The organism is Amycolatopsis sp. VC5-11, from assembly GCF_037034185.1.
Classification (GTDB): domain Bacteria; phylum Actinomycetota; class Actinomycetes; order Mycobacteriales; family Pseudonocardiaceae; genus Amycolatopsis; species Amycolatopsis nivea.
The window spans coordinates 185707-210119 of record NZ_JBAGKF010000011.1 but is presented as its reverse complement, the minus strand read 5'-3'; the positions used below and the strand labels follow the sequence as shown (position 1 = coordinate 210119).

At 70.3% G+C, this 24413-nt stretch carries 27 protein-coding genes; 16 read left to right on the top strand and 11 right to left on the bottom strand.

Translation table 11 applies throughout. The annotated features are described in order from the left end of the window. The first annotated feature begins 1 nt into the window (after nt 1). Genes WA670_RS29445 through WA670_RS29430 form a run of 4 tightly spaced genes read left to right on the top strand, consistent with a single transcriptional unit; the run spans nt 2 to nt 4250 of the window. Nucleotides 2-313, top strand: a complete 312-nt coding sequence (locus WA670_RS29445; protein ID WP_336159484.1) for a 2Fe-2S iron-sulfur cluster-binding protein — start codon at nt 2-4, stop codon at nt 311-313. Further along, nucleotides 310-1542 carry an NAD(P)/FAD-dependent oxidoreductase gene (locus WA670_RS29440; RefSeq protein WP_336159483.1) on the top strand — a complete coding sequence of 411 codons (1233 nt, stop codon included), beginning with the start codon at nt 310-312 and terminating at the stop codon, nt 1540-1542. The genes WA670_RS29445 and WA670_RS29440 overlap by 4 nt, the downstream gene beginning before the upstream one ends. 52 nt (nt 1543-1594) lie before the next feature. Beyond that, nucleotides 1595-2665 (top strand): NAD-dependent epimerase/dehydratase family protein, encoded by a 1071-nt coding sequence (locus WA670_RS29435; protein ID WP_134730007.1) that lies wholly within the window; start codon nt 1595-1597, stop codon nt 2663-2665. Between the two features lie 4 nt (nt 2666-2669). After that, nucleotides 2670-4250 (top strand): phytoene desaturase family protein, encoded by a 1581-nt coding sequence (locus WA670_RS29430; protein ID WP_336159482.1) that lies wholly within the window; start codon nt 2670-2672, stop codon nt 4248-4250. On the opposite strand, the gene WA670_RS29425 is transcribed toward WA670_RS29430, so the two are convergent. Beyond that, entirely contained in the window at nt 4241-4702 is a 462-nt protein-coding gene (locus tag WA670_RS29425) for an SRPBCC family protein (protein ID WP_336159481.1), read from the bottom strand. The two genes, WA670_RS29430 and WA670_RS29425, sit on opposite strands and share 10 nt — an antisense overlap. 212 nt (nt 4703-4914) lie before the next feature. Here WA670_RS29425 and WA670_RS29420 point away from each other — a divergent pair, with 212 nt between their 5' ends. Together WA670_RS29420 and WA670_RS29415 are read left to right on the top strand one after the other, a co-directional pair. Then, complete coding sequence (locus WA670_RS29420; protein ID WP_336159480.1) at nt 4915-5892, top strand: NAD(P)H nitroreductase; 978 nt, start codon at nt 4915-4917, stop codon at nt 5890-5892. Nucleotides 5893-5997: 105 nt separating this feature from the next. Beyond that, nucleotides 5998-7050, top strand: coding sequence for a LacI family DNA-binding transcriptional regulator (locus WA670_RS29415; RefSeq protein ID WP_134730013.1), 1053 nt, complete (start codon nt 5998-6000; stop codon nt 7048-7050). Nucleotides 7051-7085: 35 nt separating this feature from the next. On the opposite strand, the gene WA670_RS29410 is transcribed toward WA670_RS29415, so the two are convergent. Beyond that, entirely contained in the window at nt 7086-7553 is a 468-nt protein-coding gene (locus WA670_RS29410; RefSeq protein WP_037820679.1) for a hypothetical protein, read from the bottom strand. A 171-nt stretch (nt 7554-7724) separates the two neighbouring features. Between WA670_RS29410 and WA670_RS29405 the strand changes: the two genes are divergently transcribed. From WA670_RS29405 to WA670_RS29390, 4 genes are read left to right on the top strand one after another with little or no spacing between them, the layout of a single operon-like run. After that, a complete protein-coding gene (locus WA670_RS29405; RefSeq protein WP_336159479.1) occupies nt 7725-9227 on the top strand; it encodes an ABC transporter substrate-binding protein in 1503 nt (500 codons plus the stop codon). Further along, nucleotides 9224-10162, top strand: a complete 939-nt coding sequence (locus tag WA670_RS29400; RefSeq protein ID WP_336159478.1) for an ABC transporter permease — start codon at nt 9224-9226, stop codon at nt 10160-10162. Before WA670_RS29405 ends, WA670_RS29400 begins: the two co-directional genes overlap by 4 nt. Beyond that, a complete protein-coding gene (locus WA670_RS29395) occupies nt 10159-10992 on the top strand; it encodes an ABC transporter permease (protein WP_336159477.1) in 834 nt (277 codons plus the stop codon). Before WA670_RS29400 ends, WA670_RS29395 begins: the two co-directional genes overlap by 4 nt. Nucleotide 10993: 1 nt before the next feature. Beyond that, a complete protein-coding gene (locus WA670_RS29390) occupies nt 10994-12736 on the top strand; it encodes an ABC transporter ATP-binding protein (RefSeq protein ID WP_336159476.1) in 1743 nt (580 codons plus the stop codon). Here the strand turns inward: WA670_RS29390 and WA670_RS29385 are convergent. The 5 genes from WA670_RS29385 to WA670_RS29365 form a co-directional block, all read right to left on the bottom strand. Further along, nucleotides 12726-13334: a dihydrofolate reductase family protein gene (locus tag WA670_RS29385; RefSeq protein ID WP_037820686.1), complete on the bottom strand. Its 609-nt coding sequence runs from the start codon at nt 13332-13334 to the stop codon at nt 12726-12728. The genes WA670_RS29390 and WA670_RS29385 overlap by 11 nt on opposite strands. Nucleotides 13335-13571: 237 nt before the next feature. Then, complete coding sequence (locus tag WA670_RS29380) at nt 13572-14051, bottom strand: DoxX family membrane protein (protein WP_200864202.1); 480 nt, start codon at nt 14049-14051, stop codon at nt 13572-13574. Between the two features lie 103 nt (nt 14052-14154). Next, nucleotides 14155-14622 (bottom strand): DUF3291 domain-containing protein, encoded by a 468-nt coding sequence (locus WA670_RS29375; RefSeq protein WP_037820688.1) that lies wholly within the window; start codon nt 14620-14622, stop codon nt 14155-14157. A 32-nt stretch (nt 14623-14654) separates the two neighbouring features. After that, nucleotides 14655-15299 (bottom strand): helix-turn-helix transcriptional regulator, encoded by a 645-nt coding sequence (locus tag WA670_RS29370; RefSeq protein WP_134730031.1) that lies wholly within the window; start codon nt 15297-15299, stop codon nt 14655-14657. Between the two features lie 31 nt (nt 15300-15330). Then, the gene (locus WA670_RS29365; RefSeq protein WP_336159475.1) at nt 15331-15831 is read right to left on the bottom strand and encodes a MarR family winged helix-turn-helix transcriptional regulator; all 501 of its coding nucleotides are present in this window, start codon (nt 15829-15831) and stop codon (nt 15331-15333) included. Between the two features lie 123 nt (nt 15832-15954). Between WA670_RS29365 and WA670_RS29360 the strand changes: the two genes are divergently transcribed. Continuing rightward, entirely contained in the window at nt 15955-16884 is a 930-nt protein-coding gene (locus WA670_RS29360) for an NADP-dependent oxidoreductase (RefSeq protein ID WP_336159474.1), read from the top strand. A gap of 126 nt (nt 16885-17010) precedes the next feature. After that, nucleotides 17011-17163 carry a hypothetical protein gene (locus WA670_RS29355; protein ID WP_199818209.1) on the top strand — a complete coding sequence of 51 codons (153 nt, stop codon included), beginning with the start codon at nt 17011-17013 and terminating at the stop codon, nt 17161-17163. Nucleotides 17164-17202: 39 nt separating this feature from the next. Here the strand turns inward: WA670_RS29355 and WA670_RS29350 are convergent, their stop codons facing one another. Continuing rightward, entirely contained in the window at nt 17203-18459 is a 1257-nt protein-coding gene (locus tag WA670_RS29350) for an alpha/beta hydrolase (protein ID WP_336159473.1), read from the bottom strand. 96 nt (nt 18460-18555) lie between these two features. Between WA670_RS29350 and WA670_RS29345 the strand changes: the two genes are divergently transcribed. The 4 genes from WA670_RS29345 to WA670_RS29330 are packed head-to-tail and all read left to right on the top strand — an operon-like array spanning nt 18556 to nt 20724. After that, nucleotides 18556-18993, top strand: a complete 438-nt coding sequence (locus WA670_RS29345) for a MarR family winged helix-turn-helix transcriptional regulator (RefSeq protein WP_037820697.1) — start codon at nt 18556-18558, stop codon at nt 18991-18993. A 52-nt stretch (nt 18994-19045) separates the two neighbouring features. Beyond that, nucleotides 19046-19699 carry a TetR/AcrR family transcriptional regulator gene (locus WA670_RS29340; RefSeq protein ID WP_275292277.1) on the top strand — a complete coding sequence of 218 codons (654 nt, stop codon included), beginning with the start codon at nt 19046-19048 and terminating at the stop codon, nt 19697-19699. 7 nt (nt 19700-19706) lie between these two features. Then, nucleotides 19707-20198 carry a pyridoxamine 5'-phosphate oxidase family protein gene (locus WA670_RS29335; protein ID WP_336159472.1) on the top strand — a complete coding sequence of 164 codons (492 nt, stop codon included), beginning with the start codon at nt 19707-19709 and terminating at the stop codon, nt 20196-20198. A gap of 25 nt (nt 20199-20223) precedes the next feature. Beyond that, the gene (locus WA670_RS29330; RefSeq protein ID WP_238606803.1) at nt 20224-20724 is read left to right on the top strand and encodes a nitroreductase family deazaflavin-dependent oxidoreductase; all 501 of its coding nucleotides are present in this window, start codon (nt 20224-20226) and stop codon (nt 20722-20724) included. Here WA670_RS29330 and WA670_RS29325 read toward each other — a convergent pair. The 3 genes from WA670_RS29325 to WA670_RS29315 are packed head-to-tail and all read right to left on the bottom strand — an operon-like array spanning nt 20715 to nt 24385. After that, on the bottom strand, nt 20715-21905 hold the full coding sequence (locus WA670_RS29325; protein ID WP_336159471.1) for an acyl-CoA dehydrogenase family protein: 1191 nt from the start codon (nt 21903-21905) through the stop codon (nt 20715-20717). The genes WA670_RS29330 and WA670_RS29325 overlap by 10 nt on opposite strands. 6 nt (nt 21906-21911) lie before the next feature. After that, on the bottom strand, nt 21912-22784 hold the full coding sequence (locus WA670_RS29320; protein WP_336159470.1) for a TIGR03621 family F420-dependent LLM class oxidoreductase: 873 nt from the start codon (nt 22782-22784) through the stop codon (nt 21912-21914). After that, entirely contained in the window at nt 22781-24385 is a 1605-nt protein-coding gene (locus tag WA670_RS29315) for a DUF6923 family protein (RefSeq protein ID WP_336159469.1), read from the bottom strand. The genes WA670_RS29320 and WA670_RS29315 overlap by 4 nt, the downstream gene beginning before the upstream one ends. Between the last annotated feature and the right edge of the window lie 28 nt (nt 24386-24413).

The window sequence follows — 24413 nt, the reverse complement described above, 5'->3', positions numbered from 1 at the left end:
AGTGCCGAAGGTGATCTTCCGGGCGCCGGACGGCGACTGGGCCGTCGACGTGCCGCCGGGCACTCCCCTGATGCAGGCCGCCCTCGACGGGGACGTCGAGGGAATCGTCGGCGAATGCGGTGGCAACGCCATGTGCGCGACCTGCCACGTCTACGTCCCCGAGGACGCCGCGGACGACTTCCCGCCGATGGGCGAGGCGGAGGACGAGATGCTGAACTGCACGGCGTCCGAGCGCCGCCCGTCCAGCCGGCTGAGCTGCCAGCTGCCCGCACCGGAGCACGACGTGCTCGTCGACCTGCCCGAAGAACAGTGACCGGCACGCCAGGCACCGCTCCGGTCGTGATCGTGGGCGGCGGGCACGCCGGTTTCCACGTCGCGCTGTTCCTGCGCGAGGAGGGCTCAGACGTCCCGATCGTCCTCGTCGACCGGCTCGACGGCCCGCCGGTGCAGCGGCCGCCGTTGTCCAAGGCGATGCTGCTGAGCGACACCGAACCGCGGCTGGAGTTCCGCAAACCGGAGTTCTACGCGGCGCGGGGCATCACGCTGCTGCGCGACACGGCCGCCCGGATCGACCGGGACCGGCGCGTCGTGCGGCTCGGGTCGGGCGGATCGCTCGGCTACCGCGAACTGGTCCTGGCGACCGGCTGCCGTGCGCGCGAAACGACCGTGCCGGGATCCGGGCTCGCCGGGATCCGCGTGCTGCGGGTCCCGGACGACGCCCGTGCCGTCCGGGACGCGCTGGCCGCGGCGCGCGATGTCGTCGTGGTCGGCGGTGGGTTCATCGGACTCGAGGCAGCCGCCGCCGCGCGCCGCCGGGGCTGCGCGGTCACGGTCGTGGAAAGCCTGCCCCGGGTCATGCAGCGGGTCGTGTCGGCCGGGATTTCCGGGCATTTCCGTGCGCTGCACGAGGCACAGGGCGTGCACGTCCGGACCGGCACGACGGTCCGGGCGTTCCGCGGCGACACCCGGGTCCGGCAGGTGGAGCTCGCCGACGGCACGCGGATCCCGGCCGACCTCGTGGTGCTCGGCATCGGTGTGGAGCCCGAAGCCGGGCTCGCCCGCGAGTGCGGACTGGCGGTCGGCGACGGAGTGGAGGTCGACGGCGCGCTGCGCACGTCGGATCCGCTGATCTCCGCGGTCGGCGACTGCGCCTCGTTCCCGGCAGGCGACGGACGCCGCCGACGGCTCGAATCGGTCCAGAACGCCGCCGATCAGGCCCGCGTCCTCGCCGCCCGCCTCGCCGGGCGGACAGTGCCGTTCGACGCGGTGCCGTGGTTCTGGACCGAGCAGTTCTCGGCCAAACTGCAGATCGCCGGGCTGCTGCCGGACCGCGAGACCGAGACGGTGCGCCTCGCCGGGGACGACGCGTTCTCCGTCCTGCATTTCCACCGCGGCCGGCTCGTCGCGGTCGAGTCGGTGAACCGGCCGGTCGACCACGTCGCCGCGCGCCGCCTCCTCGCCGGCGAGGCGCGCCTCAGCCCGGACGACGCGCGCGACCCGCAGTTCCGCCTCTCCGACGCAGTAGCCGCCCGAACCGGTTGAGACGCTCGGCACCTGGACGTTTCCGCCAGTGCGGAGCGGGTAAACGGCCCGCATGCGGATCGTGATCACAGGCGCCAGCGGGAACGTCGGCACCGCGTTGTTGCGTGCCCTCGGACCCGGCCACGACGTCGCCGGTGCCGCCCGCCGGGTGCCGGATCGCGCCGCTGAACCGTACTCGCGCGCGGAATGGCATTCGGTGGACATCGGCGCGCCGGATGCCGACGAACTGCTGACGGAAATCTTCACCGGCGCGGACGCAGTCGTGCACCTGGCCTGGGCCATCTCCCCCGCCTGGAGCGACCCGCCGATGGCGCGCACCAACGAAGGCGGGACCGCGAACGTCCTGAAAGCGGTCAGCAAGGCAGGCGTCGGACAGGTGGTGTGCGCGTCGTCAGCAGCCGCCTACGCACCGGAGCCGAACGACGAGAAAGTCACCGAGGACTGGCCCTGTCGCGGGATCGCGGCCAGCGCGTACAGCCGGGGCAAAGCGGATCTGGAAGACGCGCTGGACCTGTTCACGTCCACGCACCCGGACGTCGCGGTCGCGTGGATGCGCCCGTGCGCGATCCTGCAACGGCGAGCGGCGGGGGAATTCACCCGGTGGCTGCTCCCGCCCGCACTGCCGCCTCGCCTGATCGGCGGCCGGTTCTCGCCGGTGCCGCTGTGGCAGGGTCTGCGGCTCCAGGCCGTGCACACCGACGACGTCGCCGAAGCGTTCCGGCTGGCTCTCGAGCAGCGCGCGGTCGGCCCGTTCAACCTCGCCGCCGAGGACGTACTCGACGCCTCCGCGTTCGCGCATGCCGTCGGCGGCACCCGGATCGCGGTACCGAAGCCGGTCGCGCGGACGGTCGCTCGCGCGGCCTGGCTGGCCGGGCTCCAGCCGTTGCACCCTGGCTGGCTTGAGCTCGCTGATCAGGCCGCGCTGGTCGACGCCTCGCGGGCGCGGCTCGTGCTCGGCTGGACGCCGCGGTACAGCTCGGCCGAAACCGTCCAGGACCTGGTCGCCGGGATGCGCCGGAAGGACGGCGCGCCGTCGGCCCCGCTCGCCTCGTCGCGCCCCGGGCTCCTCGACCGCGCAAGGGCGCTGGGCCGGGGCCGTCCGACCCGCCAGTCGCAGGCCTGAGCCCGTGCACACCGCCGACGCGATCGTCATCGGAGCCGGGCACAACGGGCTCGTCGCGGCGAACCTGCTCGCCGACGAGGGCTGGGAGGTCGTGGTCCTGGAGGAACAACCCGCTCCGGGCGGGGCCTTGCGCACCGAGGAGATCACCGCCCCCGGCTTCCGTTCGGACCTGTGCGCCGCGTTCTTCCCGCTCGGCGCGGCGTCCCCGGTGCTCCGCGGCCTCGACCTGACCGAGCACGGCCTGCGCTGGCTCCACGCGCCGGACGCGCTCGCGCACGTCTTCCCGGACGACCGCTGCGCCGTCCTCTCCCGCGACCTCGACCGCACCGCGGAATCGATCGCGCAGTTCGCTCCCGGAGACGCCCGATCGTGGCGGGAGCTTTTCTCGCAATGGCAAGGATTCCGCGACGAATTCCTGGACGCGCTGTTCACTCCGTTCCCGCCGGTGCGCGCCGGTGCCCGGTTCCTGCGCCGCACCGGAACCGCCGAGGTGCTGCGGCTCGCGCGGATGCTCACGCTGCCCGCCCGCCGATTCGCCCGCGAACGGTTCGAGGGCGAGGGCGCTCGACTGCTGCTGTCCGGAAACGCCGCGCACAGCGACATTTCCGTCGACAACGCCGGGAGCGCGGTTTTCGGCTGGTTGCTGGGGATGCTGGCCCAGGACGTCGGATTCCCGGTCCCGGAGGGCGGGGCGAGCGAACTGGTGGCCGCGATGGTGCGCAGGCTCCGTTCCAAGGGCGGGTCTGTCCATTGTGGAACACCGGTGACTGAGGTGCTGGTGGCGCGCGGCAAGGCGGTCGGGGTGCGCTGCGCGGACGGCGAGCCGATCCGGGCTCGCAAGGCGGTGCTGGCGGACGTCACCGCGGAGACGTTGTACGGCAAGCTCGTCGCACCGCGATGGCTGCCTTCGCGGTTGCTGGCGGATCTCCGGGTGTTCGAATGGGACAGTGCGACGGTGAAGCTCGATTGGGCGTTGTCCGAGCCGATCCCGTGGACCGCGAAGGACGCCCGCGGCGCCGGAACCGTCCATTTAGGATGCGATGAGGACGGATTGTCCGCTTTCGGCGCGGAATTGGCCCGGGACCGGGTGCCGGAGCAGCCGTTCCTGTTGCTGGGCCAGATGACGACAGCGGATTCGACGCGGTCTCCCGCCGGTACCGAATCCGTGTGGGCGTACACGCACGTCCCGCGCGGCAGCGACCGCGACACGGTGCGGCGACAGGCCGAACGCATCGAAGCGACGGTGGAGCGCAACGCCCCGGGGTTCCGGGATTTGATCCTCGCCCGCCGCGTGCAAGGCCCGGCGGACCTGGCCGACCACGACGCGAACCTCGTCGGCGGCGCGATCAACGGCGGCACGACGGCGATCCACCAGCAGCTGTTCTTCCGTCCGGTGCCGGGGCTCGGTCGGGCCGACACGCCGGTGGACCGGCTGTACCTGGCCGGCGCCGCGGCGCACCCCGGCGGCGCGGTCCACGGCGGGCCGGGCGCGAACGCCGCCCGCGCCGCGCTGGCCCGCGAGCACCTGCTCGGGCCGGGGTACGCCGCGGTGATCCGCGCGGCGAACCGGGCCGTCTACGGCTGACTCTCTCCGGTCCCCCTCCACCGCCCGAGCGCCAACGCCGCCAACCGTGCCAGCGACTCGCGGTTCCGCGGCCCCAGCACCAGTGCCAGCACGCTTTCCGGGACCAAACCGCCCGCCCCGCTCGTCACCCGCTCGGCCATCCGCACGACCGTCTGGCCCTCGCCGTCCGGAGCCAGCGACAGCTCGATCCGCGCCGTGCCGAGCGCGCCGCCCCGGGCTTCCAGCTCCAGCGAAACGCCGGGTTCGACCGCCAGCACCACCGTGGTGTCCTCCAGTTGGACCGGCCATCCGCCGACGCTGTGGTGGATCCGCGCGCCCGGCTGGGGCCAGCTCGCGTCGACGTCGCGGATGTGGCAGCTGCCCACCACCCAGCCGGAATAGGACCAGCCGTCCGCCAGCACCTCGAACACCGCTTCCGGCGGCGCGGGCACCGTCCGGCTCACTTCGACCATGCGTCTCCTCCTCGTTTCCCGCCGGATTCCCCCGGAGGAGACGGGCAAACTCCGGGCCGGGCCGCCGCCCGGACGCGAGGACCGCGAGCTTCGCGGACGCAGGTCGCTCCGAATTGATGAACCCCGGCCTCTATCGCGGGCCGCCGAGGGAGCGCACCATGGAGCCTGGCACCGACCGGACGCACTCCCCCCAACCCGAGCGGGAAGCAACAATGCCGAATTCACGGCCGAATTCACTGGCGAGTTCGCGGGTTCCCGGACCCGCGGCCGTCGAGGCGGCGGTGGCCGCCGCTCTCCTCGCGCCGGGCGCCTCCGACGCCCCGTTCTGGCACTGGCGCACCGGGTACCGCACCCTCCACCTGTACGCGGACCCGGCCCACTGGCGAGCCGCCAACGACTCCGCCGGGCGATGGCAGACGCTCGCCAGCGGCGCGGCCCTGCACCACCTCCGGGTCGCCTTCGCCGGTCTCGGCTGGGCCTGCACGGTGGACCGGCTGCCGTGCCCGCTGGAACCGGGCCACCTGGCCGTCGTGACGCCGCATCCCGGCGAACCGGCTCCCGGAGAGACTGCTCTGGCGACGTCGATCGCCCGCCGCCGGGAGGATTTACGGCCGTGCGGCGGACGGCCCGTGCCGTCGGACTGCCTTGACCGGCTTTCGCAAGCCGCCGCCCGCGAAGGCGCGGTCTTGCACCCAGTGGAAGACCGCGCGGTTCGCAGATACCTCATGACCGCGCTCGGCGAAGGCGCACGGGTCCCTGCTCAGCTGCCTCGGGAAGGGGCGTATGCGCGAAGCGCATCCCTCGCGGCTCCGCAAGGCGTCCTCGTCCGCGCAGCCGCGGGATACCGGATCCCTCGAAGCGAAGCCGAACCGCGAAGCGACGGCGCGACGCTGGTCGTCCTCAGCACGCCCGGCGACGATCACCTCGCGTGGCTGCGCGCGGGAGAGGCGCTGAGTTCGGTACTGCTGACCGCCACCGTCCACGGGCTCTCGTCCGGCCGGTTGAGCCGGGCCAGCCGCCGGATGCGCGAGACGCTCGCGGAACGCGTCACGCTCGGGCACGCGCCCCAGGCGGTGCTGTGGGTGGGACGGCCGCCGGTCGGCGTGAAACGGCTCCAGCGGACGCGGTCGCACGCCAGCGTCGACGACGTCCTCGAACCGCTCCAGGCACCGGCGCGGTACGGCGGCTGACCCGCTTCGCCCGCGGTCGGCGGAAAGTTCGGTCACCGCCGCGCCGTCCACTTCCCACTGTGCCGGATGGACGCGGCTCTCGCGCCGGTGCTTTAGAGTGGCACTGTGGCAGCGGAAACCGGCGAATTCCCCCGCGCCGAGCGTCCCGGGCGCCGGCCGGTTCTCTCCGATGTCGCGCGGCTGGCCGGGACCTCGACGGCAGTGGTCAGCTACGTCCTCAACGACGGACCCCGTCCGGTGGCGGAAAAGACGCGGCGCAAGGTCGAGGACGCCATCCGGATGCTCGGCTACCGGCGCAACCCGCTCGCCGGCGCGTTGAGCGGCGGACGGTCCAATCTGGTCGGTTTGCTGGTGCCGGACACCGCGAACGCTTTCTTCGGCGAGATGTCGCGCTGCCTCGAGGCCGAGGGCCGCCGCCGGGGTTTGCTCACCCTGCTCGGCAACACCGATTACCGCCCGGGCCTCGCCGACGAGTACGGCGAAGCGTTCTCCGAACTGCGTCCACGCGGGATTTTCGTGACCACCGGCGAAAAGCCGCGGCTCTCGACCGAAACGCCGTGCGTGTACCTGCAATGGGCGGCGCCAGACGATTCGCCCAGCGTGGCGTTCAACGACTTCGACGGCGCGCGGCTCGTCACCGAACACCTGCTCGGCCACGGATACGAAGACATTCTGTGCGTGGCAGGCGAATTCGCGGTAGGACCGGCGGAAGGCCGCGAAGGCGGCTGGCGGCGCGCGATGGCGGACGCCGGGCTGCCCACCGAAGGCAGGCTGGTCCGGACGTCGTTCGACAAGGTCGAAGCGGGCCGCGCGGTACGCGAGGTGCTGACGAGCGGCCGCCGGATCCGCGCGGTCTACGCGACCACCGACGAGCAGGCGCTGGTGACCATCCGCATCGCGCACAGCCTGGGTCTGCGCGTGCCGGAAGACCTCGCGGTCGTCGGCTTCGACGGAACCCGCGAGGCCCGCCTCGGCGACGTCCCGCTCACGACGGTCCGCGTCCCGCTGGAGGAATTCGCGGTCCGGGCTTTCGACGCGCTCGACGGGCGCGGTGATTCGTCCGTGTTGGACGGAACGCTCAGCATCGGCGTGACCTGCGGCTGCGAACCCGGTGCCGCCGAGGAAACCGCGCACGCCAAAGCCACCGCAACCGGATAACCGCCCCGCCGCGGTCACCACGGCGGGGCGATCCGTTAAACCGCCAGAGTGTTGTGCTCGTCCGACGCGTACTCCGCGTTCAGCGACAGCGCGCTGAACCGGAACGGGCGATCCACCCGGGTGAAGCCGAGCGGGCAATGCCGCGTGCCCGCGGGCAGGTAGACCGAACCGCTGGTCGTGATCACGTGGCGGAAGCCCTCGATGTCGAGGTAGATCTCCGCGCCGAGGTCGTCCGGGTCCGCCGGGTTGTTCCCGTGCCAGATCAGGACCTCGTCGTAGTCGTGCTGGTGTTCCTTGACCCACTGCACGGGGGTGTCGCATTCGCTGATCCACGTGTAGGTGAGGTGGATCTTGCTCTCCGGGACCTCCTTCGCGCGCATGAGGGCGAGCGATTCGCCGACGTTGGGCGGTTCGACGACGCCCGCCGCGGCTCCCTCGTTGACGAGATCGTCGAGACAGTTGGGCATTTTCCTCACGAACAGACGCTCGTACGGGCTGGTCATGGGGCTGCTTCCTCCTCTGCTCCGCCGGACGTCGCGGTCCGGCCGGAGCTCACTCTAAACGATTAGCTTCTCCACTTGTAGACTCTTCCCTCGCGCCGGAACTGGCCGTACCCTGTGGCGACGCTCGGCAGATCTAAACGCTTAGATTTCTGGCTTCCCTGGAGGTCCCCAGTGTCGCGCAGACCCCGATGCCTGCCAACCCTCCTGCTCGCCGTCGCGCTACTCGCCGGCTGCAGCCCGCCGTACGACGCGGCCGCGGGCGGGCCGAACACGCTTCGCGTCGCCGTTTCCGCCGACGCGGGCGAGAGCCTCAATCCCTACGTCGGCACCCAGAGCCCGATCCAGGAGCTGCGCAGCTCCCTGCTCTTCGAGGGGCTCACCGCCTTGGACCCCGAGGGCAAAGCCGAATGGAGGCTCGCCACCGGGATGACCTCGAACGCCGACCGGACACAGTGGACGATCACGCTGCGCCCCGGCGTGAAGTTCACCGACGGCACCGAATTCACCTCCGCCGACGTCGTGTCGAGCATCAAGTACCTGCGCGATCCCGCGCATGCCGCCCAAGGCCTGGCGCTGATCCAGATGATCGACCCCGGTTCGGTCCGGGCGGTGGACAAGCTCACTGTCCGGGTCGGACTGACCGAGCCGTTCAGTCCGTTCAAGGAGATCTGGGCGAGCGTCCTGCTGCCGATGACCAAAACCGGTTCGGCGCCGGCGAAGCCGATCGGGACCGGGCCGTTCGCGGTCAAGTCGTTCGCGCCCGGTCGCGAGTCCACAGTGGAGCGGTTCGACGGTTACTGGGGCGAGAAACCGAAGCTCAACGCGGTCCAGCTGGTCGAGTACCAAAGCCAGCAGGCGCAGGCGAACGCCTTGCTGTCCGGGCGGGTCGACATCGCCTCGAACACGAGTCCGACGATCGCGAAGTCCCTCGTCGGCCGGGACGGCATCCAGTTGCTGGACAGCAAAGGGAACTTCAGCCTGCGGATCGGGCTCAACACCGCTGTCCCGCCGTTCAGCGACGTCCGGGTCCGGCAGGCTTTGCGGCTGCTGGTGGACCGGCAGCAGATCGTGTCCAACGTCTTCAGCGGCTACGCCCGGATCGCCAACGATTACGAGACCACCGCGCCCCCGTGTGCCGCGCCGGACATCCCGCAGCGCGCTCCGGACGTCGCGGCCGCGAAACGGCTGCTGGCCGAGGCCGGGCAGACTGATCTGGCCTTTGCGATCACCACTGACGGCCTGCTGCCGGGCATGTCGGAACTGGCGCAGGTCTTCGCGCAGAACGCCGCGCAGGCCGGGGTGAAGGTGAGCGTCAACGTGGTCCCCACGCCGGAACTGCTGGCGAAATGGGGCAAGTGGCCGGCTTACGTCGACTACAACCCGGTCCCCTACCTGCCGTCCGTGCTCGGCTCGCTGCTGCCGGACCGGATCGGCAACGGCGCAAACTGGAACGACCCCGCGTTCGTGAAGCTCGCGGGAAAGCTGTTCTCCTCGCCCGAAAAAGACCAGTGCCCGCTCATGAACCGGATGCACGAGATCGAGTACACGAGCGGCCCGAACATCACGCCCGCGTTCTCCGACGTGCTGATGCCGCACCGGCCGGCCGTGCGCGGGCTGGTGCCGGACGTGAACGGCCGCCCGCTGTCGTTCCTGACCGGGGTGACCGTCGGATGACCGCGCGCTGGCTCGCGCGCCGGCTCGCGCTCGGCGTGCTCGTGCTGCTGCTGGTCTCGATCCTGGTTTTCCTGGTGACGCAAGCGTTGCCGGGCGACGTCGCCCGGATCGTGCTCGGCAAGGACGCCACCGGCGAGCAAGTCGCGGCGTTGCGGCATCAGCTCGGGCTCGACCAGCCGCTCGTGACGCAGTACGGCCGCTGGCTCGGCGGGCTGCTCACCGGCGACCCGGGAGTGTCGCTGCAGAACCGGGAACCGGTCTCGGAAATCCTCGGACCGCGGATCCTGAACTCGTTCACCCTCGGCTTCATTTCGATGCTGCTGATCCTCCCGCTCTCGGTAGTCGCCGGAGTGCTGAGCGCCGCGCGCCGCGACAGTTTCGCGGACAAAGCGTTCGTCGCGGTCACGTCGTTGAGCATGGCGCTGCCGCCGTTCGTCGTGGGAATGCTGCTGATCGCGCTGTTCGCCACCTCGATGCTCGGGGTGCTGCCGGGGGTTTCGGACATCCCGCCCGGCGACCTGCCGTGGTGGCATCCGGCGGAACTCGTGCTGCCGGTCGCCACGCTCGCGTTCATGGGGGTGATGTACTTGGGACGCCTCGTCCGCGCTTCGGTCATCGACGCGCTGGACAGCGAGTACGTGCAGATGGCCGTCCTCAAAGGACTGAGCCGCCGCCGCATCCTCTTCCGGCACGCGCTGCCCAACGCGATCGCGGCGAGCCTGCCCGCCGCCGGTCTGGTCGCCGCGGTCACGATCACCGGCGTCGTGGTGGTCGAATACGTCTACTCGTACCCCGGGCTCGGCACGGCGCTGGTCAGCGCGGTGAACTCGCACGATCTGCCGGTCCTGCAGGCGTGCGTGCTCATCCTCGCCGCCACGTACTACCTGTGCAATCTCCTCGCGGACGTCCTCGCCGCGGCAGGGCGGAGCCGATGAGCATCTCGGTGGTGCGCCGCGCGGTCCGGACCGGACGCGCCCGGCTGGGGCTCGGTTTGCTTGCTGCTACGGCATTTATCGTCATCTTCGGCCCATTGCTCGCGCCGTGGCCGCCGACCGCCATCGTCGCTCCGCCGCTGGAGGGACCGAGCGCGGAATTCCCGCTGGGCACGGATCTTCTCGGCCGGGACGTGCTCAGCCGCCTGCTCTCCGGAGGCGGCACCCTCACCTGGATGACGCTGCTGGCCACCGCCATCGGCGTAGTCCTCGGCGCACTCATCGGCCTGACCGCCGCCTACCGCGACGGGGTCGCCGATACCGTCCTCATGCGTGCGATGGACGTCGTGCTGAGTTTCCCGGAGACCATCTTCGTGCTGGTTTTCGTGGCTGCGTTCGGCCGGCACCCGCTGCTCACCGCGTCGCTCGTCGGGGTGGCGTTCGCGCCCGGCGTCTCGCGCGTGCTGCGTGGTGCCGCACTGCCGGTGCTCGACAGCGAATATGTGTTGTGGGCCAAGGCGAACGGACTGCCCGGGCGGCAGATCGTCCTCAGCGAGGTACTACCCGGGGTGACGTCGCCGCTGATGGTGGAGACCGGAATGCGGCTGGTGTGGGCGGTCACCGCGATCGCCTCGCTGAACTACCTCGGCTTCGGCATCGCGCCGCCCGCTCCGGACTGGGGGCTCATGGTCAGCGAGAACCAGGACGGTCTGGCGGCCGCGCCGCTGCCCGTGCTGGCGCCGATCGCGCTGATCCTGATGATGGCGCTCGGCGGCAACCTCGTCGCCGAGTCCGTCGCCCGGACGGTCAGCCGCACGGAAGGAAAGAGCTGACGTGAGCAAGGAAGTCGTGGTGTCGGGGGTGACCGTCGAGGCCGCCGGGAATCCCATCGTCCGGGAGATCGGCTTCGAACTCGGCCGGGGCGAGGTCCTCGGCGTGGTCGGCGAGTCAGGGTCCGGAAAAAGCACGCTCGCGCTCGCGTTGCTGGGCTTCGCCAGGTCCGGCGCGAAGATCACGGGCGGACAGGTCGTGGTCGACGGGGTGAATCTGCTTTCCTTGCCCGCCGCGGAATTGCGTCGTGCGCGAGGCCGGAGAGTCGCGTACGTGCCCCAGGATCCGGCTACCGCGCTGAACCCGGCCCTGCGTGTCTCGACCCAGCTGACCGAGGGATCGGGCCAGCTGCTGCCCCAGGTACGACAGCTGCTGGACACCGTCGGACTGCCCGGCGACGACGCGTTCCTGCGCCGCCGCCCGCGTCAACTGTCCGGCGGCCAGCAGCAACGGGTCGCCATCGCGATGGCCGTCGCCGCCGGGCCGCGGCTGATCGTGCTCGACGAACCGACGACCGGACTCGACGTCGCCACCCAGTCGCGCGTGCTCGGCCTGGTCCGGGACCTGTGCCGGACCCGCGACCTGGCGGCGATCTACGTGTCGCACGATCTCGCGGTGGTTTCCGACGTCGCCGACCAGGTGATGGTGATGTACGGCGGCGAGGTGGTCGAACACGGTCCCGCCCGCGAGGTCCTGACCCGCGCCGCGCACCCCTACACCCGCGCGCTGCTGGCAGCCGTGCCCTCCGCGACCCACCGGCAGCGGCTAGTCCCCATCCGTGGCCGAGCGCCCGGTATCGACGATCCTCGTGCCGGGTGCGCCTTCGCGCCACGCTGCGATCACGCCACGACTGCTTGCGGCACAACACATCCGGTGTTGACCCGCTCGGCTTCGGGAACCCTCGCACGGTGCATCCACGCGGACGAAGTAGCTCGGACTGCGCGGCGCGTGCCGCGCGCGCCCGAGCCGGACCCACCTGCCGCGGACCAAGCGGCGCTGTTGTCGGTCTCCGGCCTGAACGCCAGCTACCGCGGACGGCAGGTCGTCTTCGACGTCTCCTTCGACCTGCGGCCCGGCCAATGCCTCGCGGTCGTCGGCGAATCCGGCAGCGGCAAGACCACCATGTCGCGCTGCCTGGCCGGGCTGCACACCGAGCAGCAGGGTTCGGTGATCTTCGAAGGCAAGCCAGTCCCGCCCGCCGCCGCCCGGCGGGACTCCCGCACCCGGCGCGAACTGCAATACGTTTTCCAGAACCCCTATGGCTCGCTGAGTCCACATCGGACGGTCGAGGACGGTCTGCTGGTCCCCCTGCGGCACTATTTCGGCGTAACCGCCCGCGAAGGCCGCCGCCGGGCCCGCGCCGCACTCGACCGCGTCGAGATCCCCGCCCGGCTGGCCGGCCGCTACCCGGCGGAACTGTCCGGCGGACAACGCCAGCGAGTCGCGATCGCCCGGGCGCTGGTGTGCGAGCCGAAGCTGATCATCTGCGACGAGGTGACGTCCGCTTTGGACGTTTCCGTGCAAGCGTCCGTAGTGGAATTGCTGCGCTCATTGATGAACGACGGCCCCTCGATGATCTTCGTGACGCATAACCTGGCGGTCGTGCGCAGCATTTCGGACGAGGTCGTCGTGCTCAGCGAAGGCCGGGCCGTCGAGTCAGGACGGACTGACGAGGTGCTCGCCGCGCCGTCGCATCCGTACACGCGGAGCCTGCTCGCCGCGACGCTGGAGGTGCCTACGAGCTGACGCGGCGATAGCGGATGTGGGTGGTGAGCGGCGAATGCAGCACCTCGACGGGCTCGAAACCGAAGGATTCCACCCCGTCGAACATGCTCTCGCCCGACCCGAGCAGCACGGGCGCGATGTCGAGCGTGAACTCGTCGATCACTCCGGCGATCAGCGCCTGCCGAACCGTCGACGCCCCGCCGGCGATGTCGACGCCCTTGTCCCCAGCGGCTTCACACGCCGCTGCGTAGGCGGCGTCGAACCCGTCGGTGACGAAGTAGAAGGTCGTCCCGCCCTCCATCTCGATCGGCTCGTGAGCATGATGAGTCAACACGAACACCGGCGCGTGATACGGGGGTTCGGCGCCCCACCAGCCGGACCAGTCCTCGTCCCAGTCGCCGCGGACGGGACCGAACATGTTCCGCCCCATCACATACGCACCCCGGGGCCGCATCAGCCACTCGCTGGCGGTCTTGTCGGCGTCGGTGGCGCGGGGGTCGCCGATGTGCCAGCCGTGCAACTCCACCCCCCGCTTGCCGAGCGGGTCCTCCCGGCTCTGCGCCGGCCCGGCGACGAACCCGTCCAGCGACATCGACATGTGACAGGTGGTGTCCGGCATGGCGGACCTCCCGAGTGATTGCGGTTTGCAAGCGGTTGGGAGGAAGATAGCACCGAGGAGGCGGGAACGCCATGCGTTGAGCGGGGGCGGTTTGCGGGATCTCTGAACAGCAACGCCGCGCCGGATCGACCGTCCTCCCAGCGGACGTGCGACGACGGGCTGGCGACCGCCCACTCCGGCCCTAATGCGGCTTCGGCGGCAGGCCCGCTGCGTTCGAGTCCCCCAACTTGGCGACGGTCAGAACAGCGAACCCGCCCCGATCGCCGCGCATACCGACAAGAACAGTCCGCCCACCGCGAAGCCCAGGGGTTTCTGCCGCCATGCCGTGTGCCGGTCCAGGGCGTACCACCCCGGGCCGGTCAGCAGCAATGCCAATGCCATCGCCGCGAGGGTCAGTTCCAGTTCGAATCCCGGGCCGCTGGTGCCGAACAGGCCGCCTGACCACTTGACCCGGACCGCGCTGATCGCCACGCCCAGCAGGCCTGCCGCGGCGAGCGGGGTCAGCAGGCCCAGCGCCAGCAGGACCGCGCCGGCGACTTCGGTGATGCCGGTCAGCCAGGTCAGGAATTCGATGTTGTGGCTGAACCCGTAGCCGCGCAACACGTTCTCGAAGTGTGCCATGCCCGCACCGCCGAACAGGCCGAAGACCTGCGTGAGCCCGTGCGCCCCCATCGCGACCGACAGCATCAGCCGCAGCACCAGCAGACCGAAGTCCAAGCCGCCATTCTCATCCGACCAACGGGACATGTTCGCCACGCCGGACACCCTAGCCATCCCGCGGGCCGGTCCCGGCGACCCACCGGACGTGTCGCGGAAACCGTCACGGCGCGGAGGCGGCGCCCTCGGGCAGGTAGCTGTCCCGGAAACCGAACGCGCTCGGCGAAGGTCCCTTCTCCCGCAGCAGTTCCAGCCGCTCGACGGCCTCCTCGACCGTCGGGACGTGCCCGGCGGGCACCCACCACAGCACCTGGAACGGCGCCTTCGGCAGTTCGAACCATTCCGACCGGCGGCGCAGCATGTCCAGGTGGCCGCTGCGGTAGACGTAGTCCCACAGCGCGTCGCGGCTCTCCCAGACCGACATGTTCACCAGGACGTCGTCGCCGAGCGAGGTCCGCAGCGAGGTCGCGTCGTTGCCGCCGTCCTCGACCAGGCGCCATACGAAGCCGGGCGCGTTGTCGGCGACCTCGTTCAGCGTGTCGAGCATCGACGTGAAGCCGTGCATCCGGGGGTCTTCGAGGGGATGTCTGAGGATGCCCACGTTGAGCTGGGCGAGGTGATGTTCCGTCACTCGTTCACCTCACCATCGCCGGACGTTCTATGTCAACTCTCATTATTTTTAGAAGGCTCGACGACGACGCAGCACAGGCCCGGACGCGGATCCATCCGGGCGCGCAGGCCTTCGGCGTCGTCGAGCAGTCCTTCCAGCAGCGCCAGGTTCATGCCGCACACCAGCCCGGGATGCCGTTGCGAGAGGACGTGGAACGGGCAGTTGACGAGGCGCAGGACGTCGCCGTCCTCACGCGGTTCGTACCCGCGGGCGGCCAGCAGTTCCTTCGCGGCGGCGAGGTCTTCGACCGGACAAGCGGCGGCGCGGCCCTCGCGGCGGGCGGCGGCCTGCAGTTCGGTGTCGAGGCGGGCGACTTCGGCGACCTCGGCCAGGAGGTCGGCGGCGGTGCGGTAGTCGCGCGCCGGGACGGAGAACTGGCGTTCGGCTCCGGATCGGCGGTAGAGCTTCGCCGGGCGACCGGCACCCGGGCCCGAACGTCCGCTCAGCCGCTTGCTTTCCGTCTCCAGCAGCCCGGCATCCACGAGTTTGTCGAGGTGGAAGGCGGCGAGCGTGCGCTGGATCCCGGCCCCCTCGGCCGCCTCGTTCCGGCTCACGTCGTGGTCCTGGGAGACCACGTAGTCGTACAGCCGCCGTCTGACCGGGTCCTGCAGGACAGCGATCGCCTCGATGTCTTCCACGCCGCCAGTCTAAGAACAACGACAATGCGCGTTAGAGGACGCCGTTCCCCTTCGAGCTCCTCCGCGTCGAGACCGACCGGGGCGGCTCGGTGCGCATGTGGTCGCGGACGCGGGTCATGATGCCGCCCAGTGCGTCCAGGTCCGAAGTGGACAGTGGGGCGAACAGCAACCGGCGAACGGCGTCGATGTGCCCGGGAAGCACCTTCGCGACCAGCTCCCGGCCGGCGTCGGTGATGCCGACGACGGTGGCCCGCTGGTCGTCCGCACTGGGGCCGCGGGTGACCAGGCCCGCCTTTTCGAGCAGGCCCGCCTGGTGAGTCAGGCCGCTGCGGCTGTAGACGACGCCGTCCGCCAGTTCCGTCATCGTCAGCGGCCCGGCGGAGTCGGCGAGCCGGGCGAGCAGTTCGAACTGCACGTAGCTGAGGTCGCCCTCGGCCCGCAGCTGCTGACTGACGGCGTGCTGCAGCAGGCTCACCGCCTCCATGAGCGCGAAATAGGTGTTGAGCTGCTTGGGCTCCAGCGCGTCCGCCATGCCGCCAGTCTAGATGCTTCGAAGTCGAATCATTGTGGCCGTCCTCACGTCTCCGCGACTTTGCTTCGATATCGAAGCATACTCAGAGGTGCTTCGACTTCGAAACACATTACGGAGGATGTCATGAAGGCAGTGCGCTACCACCGCTACGGCGGAAGCGAAGTCCTGGCGCTCGAAGAGGCCGAGCGGCCGACGCCCGGCGAGGGACAGGTGCTCGTCCAGGTGGCCGCCACCTCGTTCAACCCCGTCGACCTCGGGATCCGGGCGGGCGGCCTGCAGGAGGTGTTTCCCTTGACCTTCCCGCACGTGCCGGGCATCGAGGTCGCCGGGACGATCGCCGAGCTCGGTCCCCGGGTCGACGGACGCCAGGTCGGCGACCCGGTCGTGGCCTTCCTGCCGATGAACGTCGACGGTGCGGCCGCCGAGTACGCCGTCATTCCCGCCGACGCGCTGGCGGCCGCTCCGAAGACGGTCGAACTGCCCGACGCCGCCGCGCTGCCGGTCGGCGGATTGACTGCCTGGCAGGCGCTTTTCGACGACGCTCGCCTGCAAGCGGGCCAGACGATCCTGATCAACGGCGCAGGCGGAGCGGTCGGTGGCTTCGCCGTTCAACTCGCCCATCAGGCAGGCGCGACGGTGACCGCGACCTCGAGCCCGCGCACCGCGGAACGCCTCCGCGACTACGGCGCCGACCGGATCATGGGGCACCTCGACTTCACTTCCGGCGCCGTCGACGGAGCGCCGTTCGACGTCGTGCTCAACCTCGTGCCCACCACCCCGGAGGAGACCGCGGCGCTCGCCGGCCTGGTCGCCGACGGCGGAGCGCTGGTCAGCACCACCACTCCCCCGCCGGAAAATCCCGGACGCGGCATCCGGACGGCGCGGGTGTTCGTCGTCAGCAACGCCGAGCAACTGGCCGAACTCGTCGAGCGCGTCGACGCGGGGACGTTGCGGATCACCGTCGCCGACCGGCGGCCGCTCGCCGATCTCCCGGCTGTGCACGAAGAAGCAGCCTCGGGACAGCTTGTCGGCAAGACCGTCCTCACTCCCTGAAAGCCCCGGTTCGAGCGCTGGCTTCAGCGCTCGAACCGCTTAGCTCCGGGCCTTCGCCAAACCGGCCGGAGTCGCCCCGAGCCACCAACGCGGGTCCGCCGTCCCCTCGGTCGTGCGGCCGTCGCGGTGGACGAAGAACCGCTCGCCCCGCCCGGGCACGTCGACGCGGGGACGTTGCGGATCACCGTCGCCGACCGGCGGCCGCTCGCCGATCTCCCCGCGGTGCACGAAGAAGCAACCTCAGGACGACTCGTCGGCAAGACCGTCCTCACTCCATGAAAGCCCCGGCTCGAGCGCCGACCCCAGCGCTCGAACCGCTCAGCTCCGGGCCTTCGCCAAACCGACCGGAGTCGCCCCGAGCCACCAACGCGGGTCCGCCGTCCCCTCGGTCGTGCGGCCGTCGCGGTGGACGAAGAACCGCTCGTCCCGCCCGAGCGTGTCGAACTCCCCGTCGAGACCGCGCGTCAGCCACTCCGCGCCGAAGGCGAAGACCTCCGCTGCCGTGCCGCCCAGCGGGTGGAATTCGTCCTCGTAAACCCGCATTTCCTTGGGCGCACGGATCTTTTCGTAGGTCTCGAGCGCGCTTTCCACCGGCGTCAGCTCGTCGAATTCGCCGATGCCGAGCAGCACCGGGCAACGAATACTGGTCACGAGGTCGCCGAGCGGCATCTTCTCCTTCAGGTCGCGGTCGAACGCCGCTTCGTCGGTGTAGCCCGCCATGTACAGGTAGTTGTTCTTGAAACTCGGCTGCGCCCGCTCGAAAATCGTCTCGAAATCGCCGGACACCGCCTCGAACGCGGCGACCGCGCGCAGGCGGGTGCCGGGCGTCGCCGCGGCGCGCAGGGCCCAGTACCCGCTCATGCTGATGCCGAACATGCCGATCCGGTTTTCGTCCACTTCGGACAGACCGGCGAGGTACGCGGCATAGGTTTCGAGGGCGCGCTCGTAGTTGTCCAGGGTCACGGTCAGCCCGCGCGCCCGCGTCTCCCCCTGTCCCGGTCCTTCGATGGACAGCGCCACGACTCCGCGCGAGGTGTAGTAGCGCTCGGCCGCGAAGATGTAGTCCTCCTTGATCATGTCCATGCCGGGGCCGAGAATCACCGCCGGAGCACCGGAAACCGGCTGTGCCGGCAGGTGCAGGAGGGCGAAGATCTTGCCGCCCTCGAAGTCCAGCTCGACCCGGCGGACCGTGTTGCCCCGAAGCTCTCCCAGCCGCGCCACGCACGAATCGCAGCGTTCGCGGAACTTCGCCTTGCGTCCGTCGGCGGAGTCGAAGATCGAGTACTGCGCGCGGCCGTACATCACCGCCGCCCGCAGGTACAGGTCCGACGCCGTCCGGCGGTAGCCCAGCCGCTCGTGGTGCGCGGCCCGCTCCTCCGCCTGTCCCGCGACGACGGCCCACGCCTTCGGCAGCATCGCTCCGGCGCGGACCATCGCGAACACCTTGTCGAAGTCGGCGTGATCGTGCCCGAGCTGTTCGAGCGTGCCCTTGCCTTCCGGGTGCAGCGCGTCGAAGCCGCCCTGCGCCAGCGCGATGTCCAGGGCCCAGCTCTGCCCGGCCGAACGTGTCGTCATGCTCGCCTCCTCAAATAACTAAGTACTTAGCTAATGTGCCACGGCTAGACTCCGCGCGGCAAGGAATGCGGCGGGCACCACAGGAGAGAAGACCCGATGGGCGACGAGGCGATCACCCGGCTGGCACGAGCCGCTTACCGGCTCAGCGCGGCCGATTCCCGGCTGCGCGGCCGCGCGACCCGCAGCGCCGAAGCCCTTTCGCTCGCGCACGCCCGCGCGCTCAAGAGCCTGGCCGAACACGGGCCGATGACGGTCAACCAGCTCGCCGGGCACGTCGAAACGACGGGGGCGGCGGTCACCCAGCTGGTCAACGGCCTGGCCAACGCCGGTTACGTCACGCGCGAACGGGCCGCCTCCGGGGACCGCCGCACGTCGATCGTCGCGTTGACCGACGCGGGCCGCCGCCGGCACGAGGAGCGCGAGCAGGTCCTCGCCGCCGGATTGCGCGAGCTGACCGAAGACCTCGACGAGCAGGCGATCGACGCCGCGGGCACGGTGCTCACCCGGCTGGCCGACCTGTACGACCGGCTCTGACCCTCGCCGCAGCCTCTATCACGTGATTGAAACGGCTGATAGAGTCCGCGGCATGGGCACCGAAGCCGCGCGGATCCCCGCTCGCGGGGAGGCGACCGAGCAGCGCCTGATCGCCGCCGCGGAACGGCTTTTCGCCGAGCACGGCGTCGGCGCGGTGTCGCTGCGGACCGTGATGCAGGAGGCGCGGACGAACGTCGCGGCGATCCACTACCACTTCGGTTCCCAGGAAGGCCTGCTCGACGCGGTCCTGCGCAGCCGGCTCGACCAGGTGACCGGCGAGCGGAACGCGGTGCTGCGGGAGTCCCCCGGAAAAGACGCCACCGCACGCGAATTGGCGCGCGCGTTCGTGCAGCCGGTGGTCGCGGTGCTCGAATCGGGCGGCGAATGCTGGATCCGGCTGGTCGGCCGGCTGCTGGCGACCGGCGGCGACGGGCTGGACGCGGTCGCCGAGTCGTTCTTCGAGCGCAACGCCGCGTTCGTCGCACAACTGGACCGGCTGTGCCCCGGAGTCCCCCGCCGCACGCTCGATTTCCGGCTGTCCCAAGCGATGACCGTGACGCTGAACGTCCTCGGCGACGTCAGCCGCACCCGCCGCCTGCACGGGCCGGACGCGGCGGACTGGACCACCGGCCAGATCGTCGGCGACCTCGTCGACGTCGTCACCTCGATACTCGCCGGCCCGCCCGGGGCCCGCCGCAGGAAGTGAGGAACCGATGGGAACCAACCAGCGAGCGCAGATCGAAATGACCCCCGAGGAGGTGTCGGCGTACCTCGCCTCGCAGCGCACCGCGACGCTGGTGTCGCTCGGCCCCGACGGGCATCCGCACGCGGTCGCGATGTGGTACGCGGTCATCGACGGCGGGCTGTGGTTCGAGACGAAAGCCAAGGCGCAGAAGGCAGTCAACCTCCGCCGCGACCCGCGCGTCACCGTGCTGATCGAGGACGGCCTGACCTACGACGTCCTGCGCGGCGTCTCGCTCGAAGGGCGCGCCGAGGTCGTCGACGATCCGGACGCGCTTTGGGCGGTCGGGGTCAACGTGTGGGAGCGATACCACGGCGAGTACACCGACGAGGTGAAGCCGATGGTGGAATTCATGCTCCGCAAACGGGTCGCGATCCGCGTCGACGTGGAGCGGGTCCGGTCCTGGGACCACCGCAAACTCGGGCTGGACCCGATGCCGCTCGCCGGATCGACCGCCCGCTGACGCGTTCGCCCGCCAGGAGGTCACGATGGGCCGCTTTTCCCTTCCCGCACAGGCGCCGAAAGGCCTGGACTCGCCGGTGACAGCGGCGCTCATGAAATACATGTCCCGGATCCAGGTCAAAGTCTTCACCCTGACCAACGGCCGGGTCGGCCACAACTGGCGCGTCGGCGCGGGTTTCCGCAAGCCCGTGCCGACGCTGCTGCTGGACCACCGCGGCCGCAAGTCCGGGCGGCGGTTCACCACGCCGCTGCTGTACCTGCGTTCCGGCGACGACCTGGTCGTCGTCGCCTCCCAGGGCGGGCTGCCGAAACATCCGCAGTGGTACTTCAATCTGCGCGCGGAACCGGAAACCCGCGTGCATCTCAAGGGCCGCCGCGACGTCCCGGTCACGGCAAGAGTCGCGTCGCCGGACGAACGACGCGAACTCTGGCCGCGGCTGGTCGAGCTGTACGCGGATTTCGCGAAGTACCAGGACTGGACGGAACGCGAGATTCCGGTCGTGGTGCTTGCCCCGCGTCAGGCCTGATATTCGCGGAGGAGGCCGCGGCTGATGATGGTTTTCTGGATTTCGCTGGTGCCCTCGCCGATCAGCAGGAACGGGGCTTCGCGCATCAGGCGCTCGATCTCGTATTCCTTCGAGTAGCCGTAGCCGCCGTGGATCCGGAACGCTTCCTGGGTCACCTCGGCGCAGTACTCGCTGGCGATCAGCTTCGCCATCCCCGCCTCGACGTCGTTGCGGGCGCCAGAATCCTTCAACCGGGCCGCGTTCACCATCATCAGGTGCGCGGCCTCGACCTTCGTCGCCATCTCCGCCAGCTTGAACGCGATCGCCTGGTGCTGCGCGATCGGCTTGCCGAACGTCGACCGCTGCTGCGAATACGCGATCGCCAGCTCGAACGACCGGATCGCGATCCCGCACGCCCGCGCGGCCACGTTCACCCGGCCGACCTCGACCCCGTCCATCATGTACGAGAAACCCTTGCCCGGAGCCTCCCCCAACACTTTGTCCGCGCCGATCGTGAAGCCGTCGAACACCGCTTCGGTGGTGTCGACGCCCTTGTAGCCCATTTTGTCGATCTTGCCCGGGATCGTCAGCCCCGGAAGCACCTCGCCGAACCCGGAGGGCTTCTCCACCAGGAACGTCGTCAGGTTCTGGTGCGCCTTCTCCGCGCCCTCGTCGGTCTTCACCAGCAGCGCGATCAGGTTGGAGGAGCCGCCGTTGGTCAGCCACATCTTCGCGCCGTCGATCACGTAGTCGTCGCCCTCGCGCTTAGCCCGGGTCTTGATCGCCGCCACATCCGACCCGAGGTCCGGCTCCGACATCGAGAAGCTGCCGCGGACCTCGCCGGTCGCCATCCGGGGCAGGAAATGCTGCTTCTGCTCCGGCGTCCCATGCTGCTTGATCATGTGCGCCACGATGAAATGCGTGTTGATCACCCCGGACACGCTCATCCAGCCGCGCGCGATCTCCTCCACCACCAAGGCGTAGGTGAGCAGCGACTCGCCCAGGCCGCCGTACTCCTCCGGAATGGTGAGCCCGAACAGGCCCATTTCCTTCATGCCCTCGACGATCTCCGCCGGATACTCGTCCGCGTGCTCCAGCGCCTGCGCATGCGGGATGATCTCCTTGTCCACGAACGAACGCACCGTGGACAGAATCTCCTGCTGCACATCGGACAAACCCGCGGTCCGGGCCAAACGAGCCATCAGGGGTCAGCTCCTCATCGCGGCGATGACGCGAGCGAAATCGCGCATCGTCGGTTCGGGCACCGTGACGTAGCTGACGCCGAACGTCTTCCGGTGCTGGTGAAGGGTTTCCGCGATCTCCGCCGGAGGTCCGGAAAGGACAGTGGGCACCTGCGCCAAGTCGATCGGTTGCGCCTCGAACCGGGGCAGCCGGTCGACCGCGGACTGGCGGTCGCCGTCGAGGGCGACGGCGTGGATCAGCAGGTTCAGTTCGAGGTCCGCGAAGCGGTGCGGGGCCGCTTGCCGCACGTGGTCCACGCGAGCGGCGAGCGCGTCCGCGCCGAGGAACCGGAGCATGCCGGGGCGTTGCCCGGGTGCGGCCCCGCTGAACGCGACGATGTCGGCATGTTCAGCGGCGATCCGCAGGACCCGGTCGCCGTTGCCCGCTACGCACAACGGCGGCCGCCGGACCGGGCTCGGACGGTGGTCCGGGTCCGCGAGGAGCCGCCCCACCTCCAGCACGGTGCGCTCGAGGTGGTCGACCCGTTCGGACGCGCTGCGCCACGGAATCCCGGCACGGTCGAATTCCGCTTTGACGTAGCCGGTTCCGAGCGCGACCTCGAGGCGTCCGTCGAGCAGCGCGTCCGTTCCGGCGAGGTCGCGGGCCAGCAGCACCGCGTTGTAGAACCCGGAGTTGAGCACGAACACCGCGAGCTGCGGCCGGGTGGTGGCTTCGGCCGCCGAAACAAGCGCGGGCAACGGCGCTGGCATGCCCAGGTGGTCGGCGACCGCGATGACGTCGTAGCCGAGGTCTTCGGCTTCACGGCACCGCGCCTGCCATTCCGCGCGCGAGGACGGCGTGAGCAGGTTGACGCCGAACCGGAACTCCCGTGCGGTCATCCGCGGGTCTTCCGGATCGCGTCGACGGCGTTGTGCCGGTCCGCGGCGACGTAGACAGTCCCGTCGGAGCCGAGCGCGAGACCGCCGGAACGGGCGTACGGGACGTCCAGGTAGCCGACGTCGAGCCCGGTCGCCAGCACCTCGGTTTTTCCTTGCCGGTTCACCGAAAGCACGCGGTGACCGGTGGCGTCGAGGACGACGGCCGTTCCGTCCGGCCGGACCGCGACGGCCCGCAGCCCGCCGAGTCCGGCAGCTCGTGCGAGAACCTTTCCCGAGGCGGGTTCGACCTCGAGGAGACGGCCGCGAGCATCGGCGACCAGAACTGTCCCACGCTTCGTGGCCGCAAGACCTGTTGGTGCGCCGAGGTTTCCCGCCAGCGGACGGACGTCCTCGCCGACGACGCGAAGCAGCCTTCCCTTCGCGGGTTCGGAAACCACCAGGCTGCCGTCGGACAGTTCGACGGCATCCGCGGGATTGTCGAGGCCGTGCACCTCTCGGACGACCTTCCCAGTGCGGCGGTCCATCACCTGGACGGACCCGATCAGTTCCGAGGTGAGCACGAAATGGCCTGCGGTGACGCTGATCCCGGACGGAAACTCCAGCGAGGACGACAGCCGACGCTGGATTTCGCCGACCGCACCGGTGCGCGGGTCCACGGTGCGCAGCGCGGTCGCGTCCGCGATGTAGAGCGTCCGCCCGTCGGAGGCGAGATCGGCGGGGAAAGCCAGTCGGCTGGACGTAATGACCGTGACAACGCCGGTGTTCAGGTCCACTCGGGAGACGGAACTGTCGGCCATGTTGCTGACATAGGCGCGCCCGCTGGAGTCGATGATCATGTTGTCGTCCGCGGCGGGCAGCATCGCCACGGTGTGCTTGGCGCCGTCCGGGTCGATCCGGGCCAGCTGACCGGTCGCGCCGTCGAGCGCGTAGAGGCGGTTCCGCGGATCGAAACGCACGGACACCGGCTGCCGGAATCCTTGGGCCAGCACCGAAATCGCTCCGGTTCGCGGATCGACCCGGGCTACTTCCCCGTATTTCGATCGCGGCGCGTAGATCATGCCGTCCGGGCCGAAGGCGAACGCGTTGAGCCCGCCCGGATCGCGCACGACGAGGCGGGGCGCGGCCTGGCCGGCGAGGTCGATCTCCCACAGCGCGTCGGCGAAGGTCAGCTGCCCGACGTACAGGTGTTTGCCGGACCGGTCGAACGCGATGGAGTTGACGCCGGGCAGGTCGCGGGCGACGGTGCGGATCCGGCCGTCCGGCGCGCGGCCTTTCACCACGCCGCCGACCGGGTCGGTCCACAGGATTTCGCCGGAGGGGGCCACCGCGAGGTCGTCGGAACGGCCGTCGCGCGGGCCGACGAGGGTGTGGTTCCGCCCGGTGCGCGGGTCCACCGCGGAAATGGTTTCGCTGGCGAGACTGGCGGTGAGCAGGTCGCCGTTCGGGGCGAGGGCGATGCCGTTCGGCGAGTGCAGCGTGGTGCCGCTGACCAGCCGCTGGACCCGGTAGCGGGTGGCGGCGGCAGCGTCCGGGACAGCAGTCAGGGGCAGGACGAGCGCGAGGGCGAGCGCGACAGAGCGCAGGCGTCGAACAGGGGGCACGGGTCTTCTCCTCCGCGGTCGGTCCCCG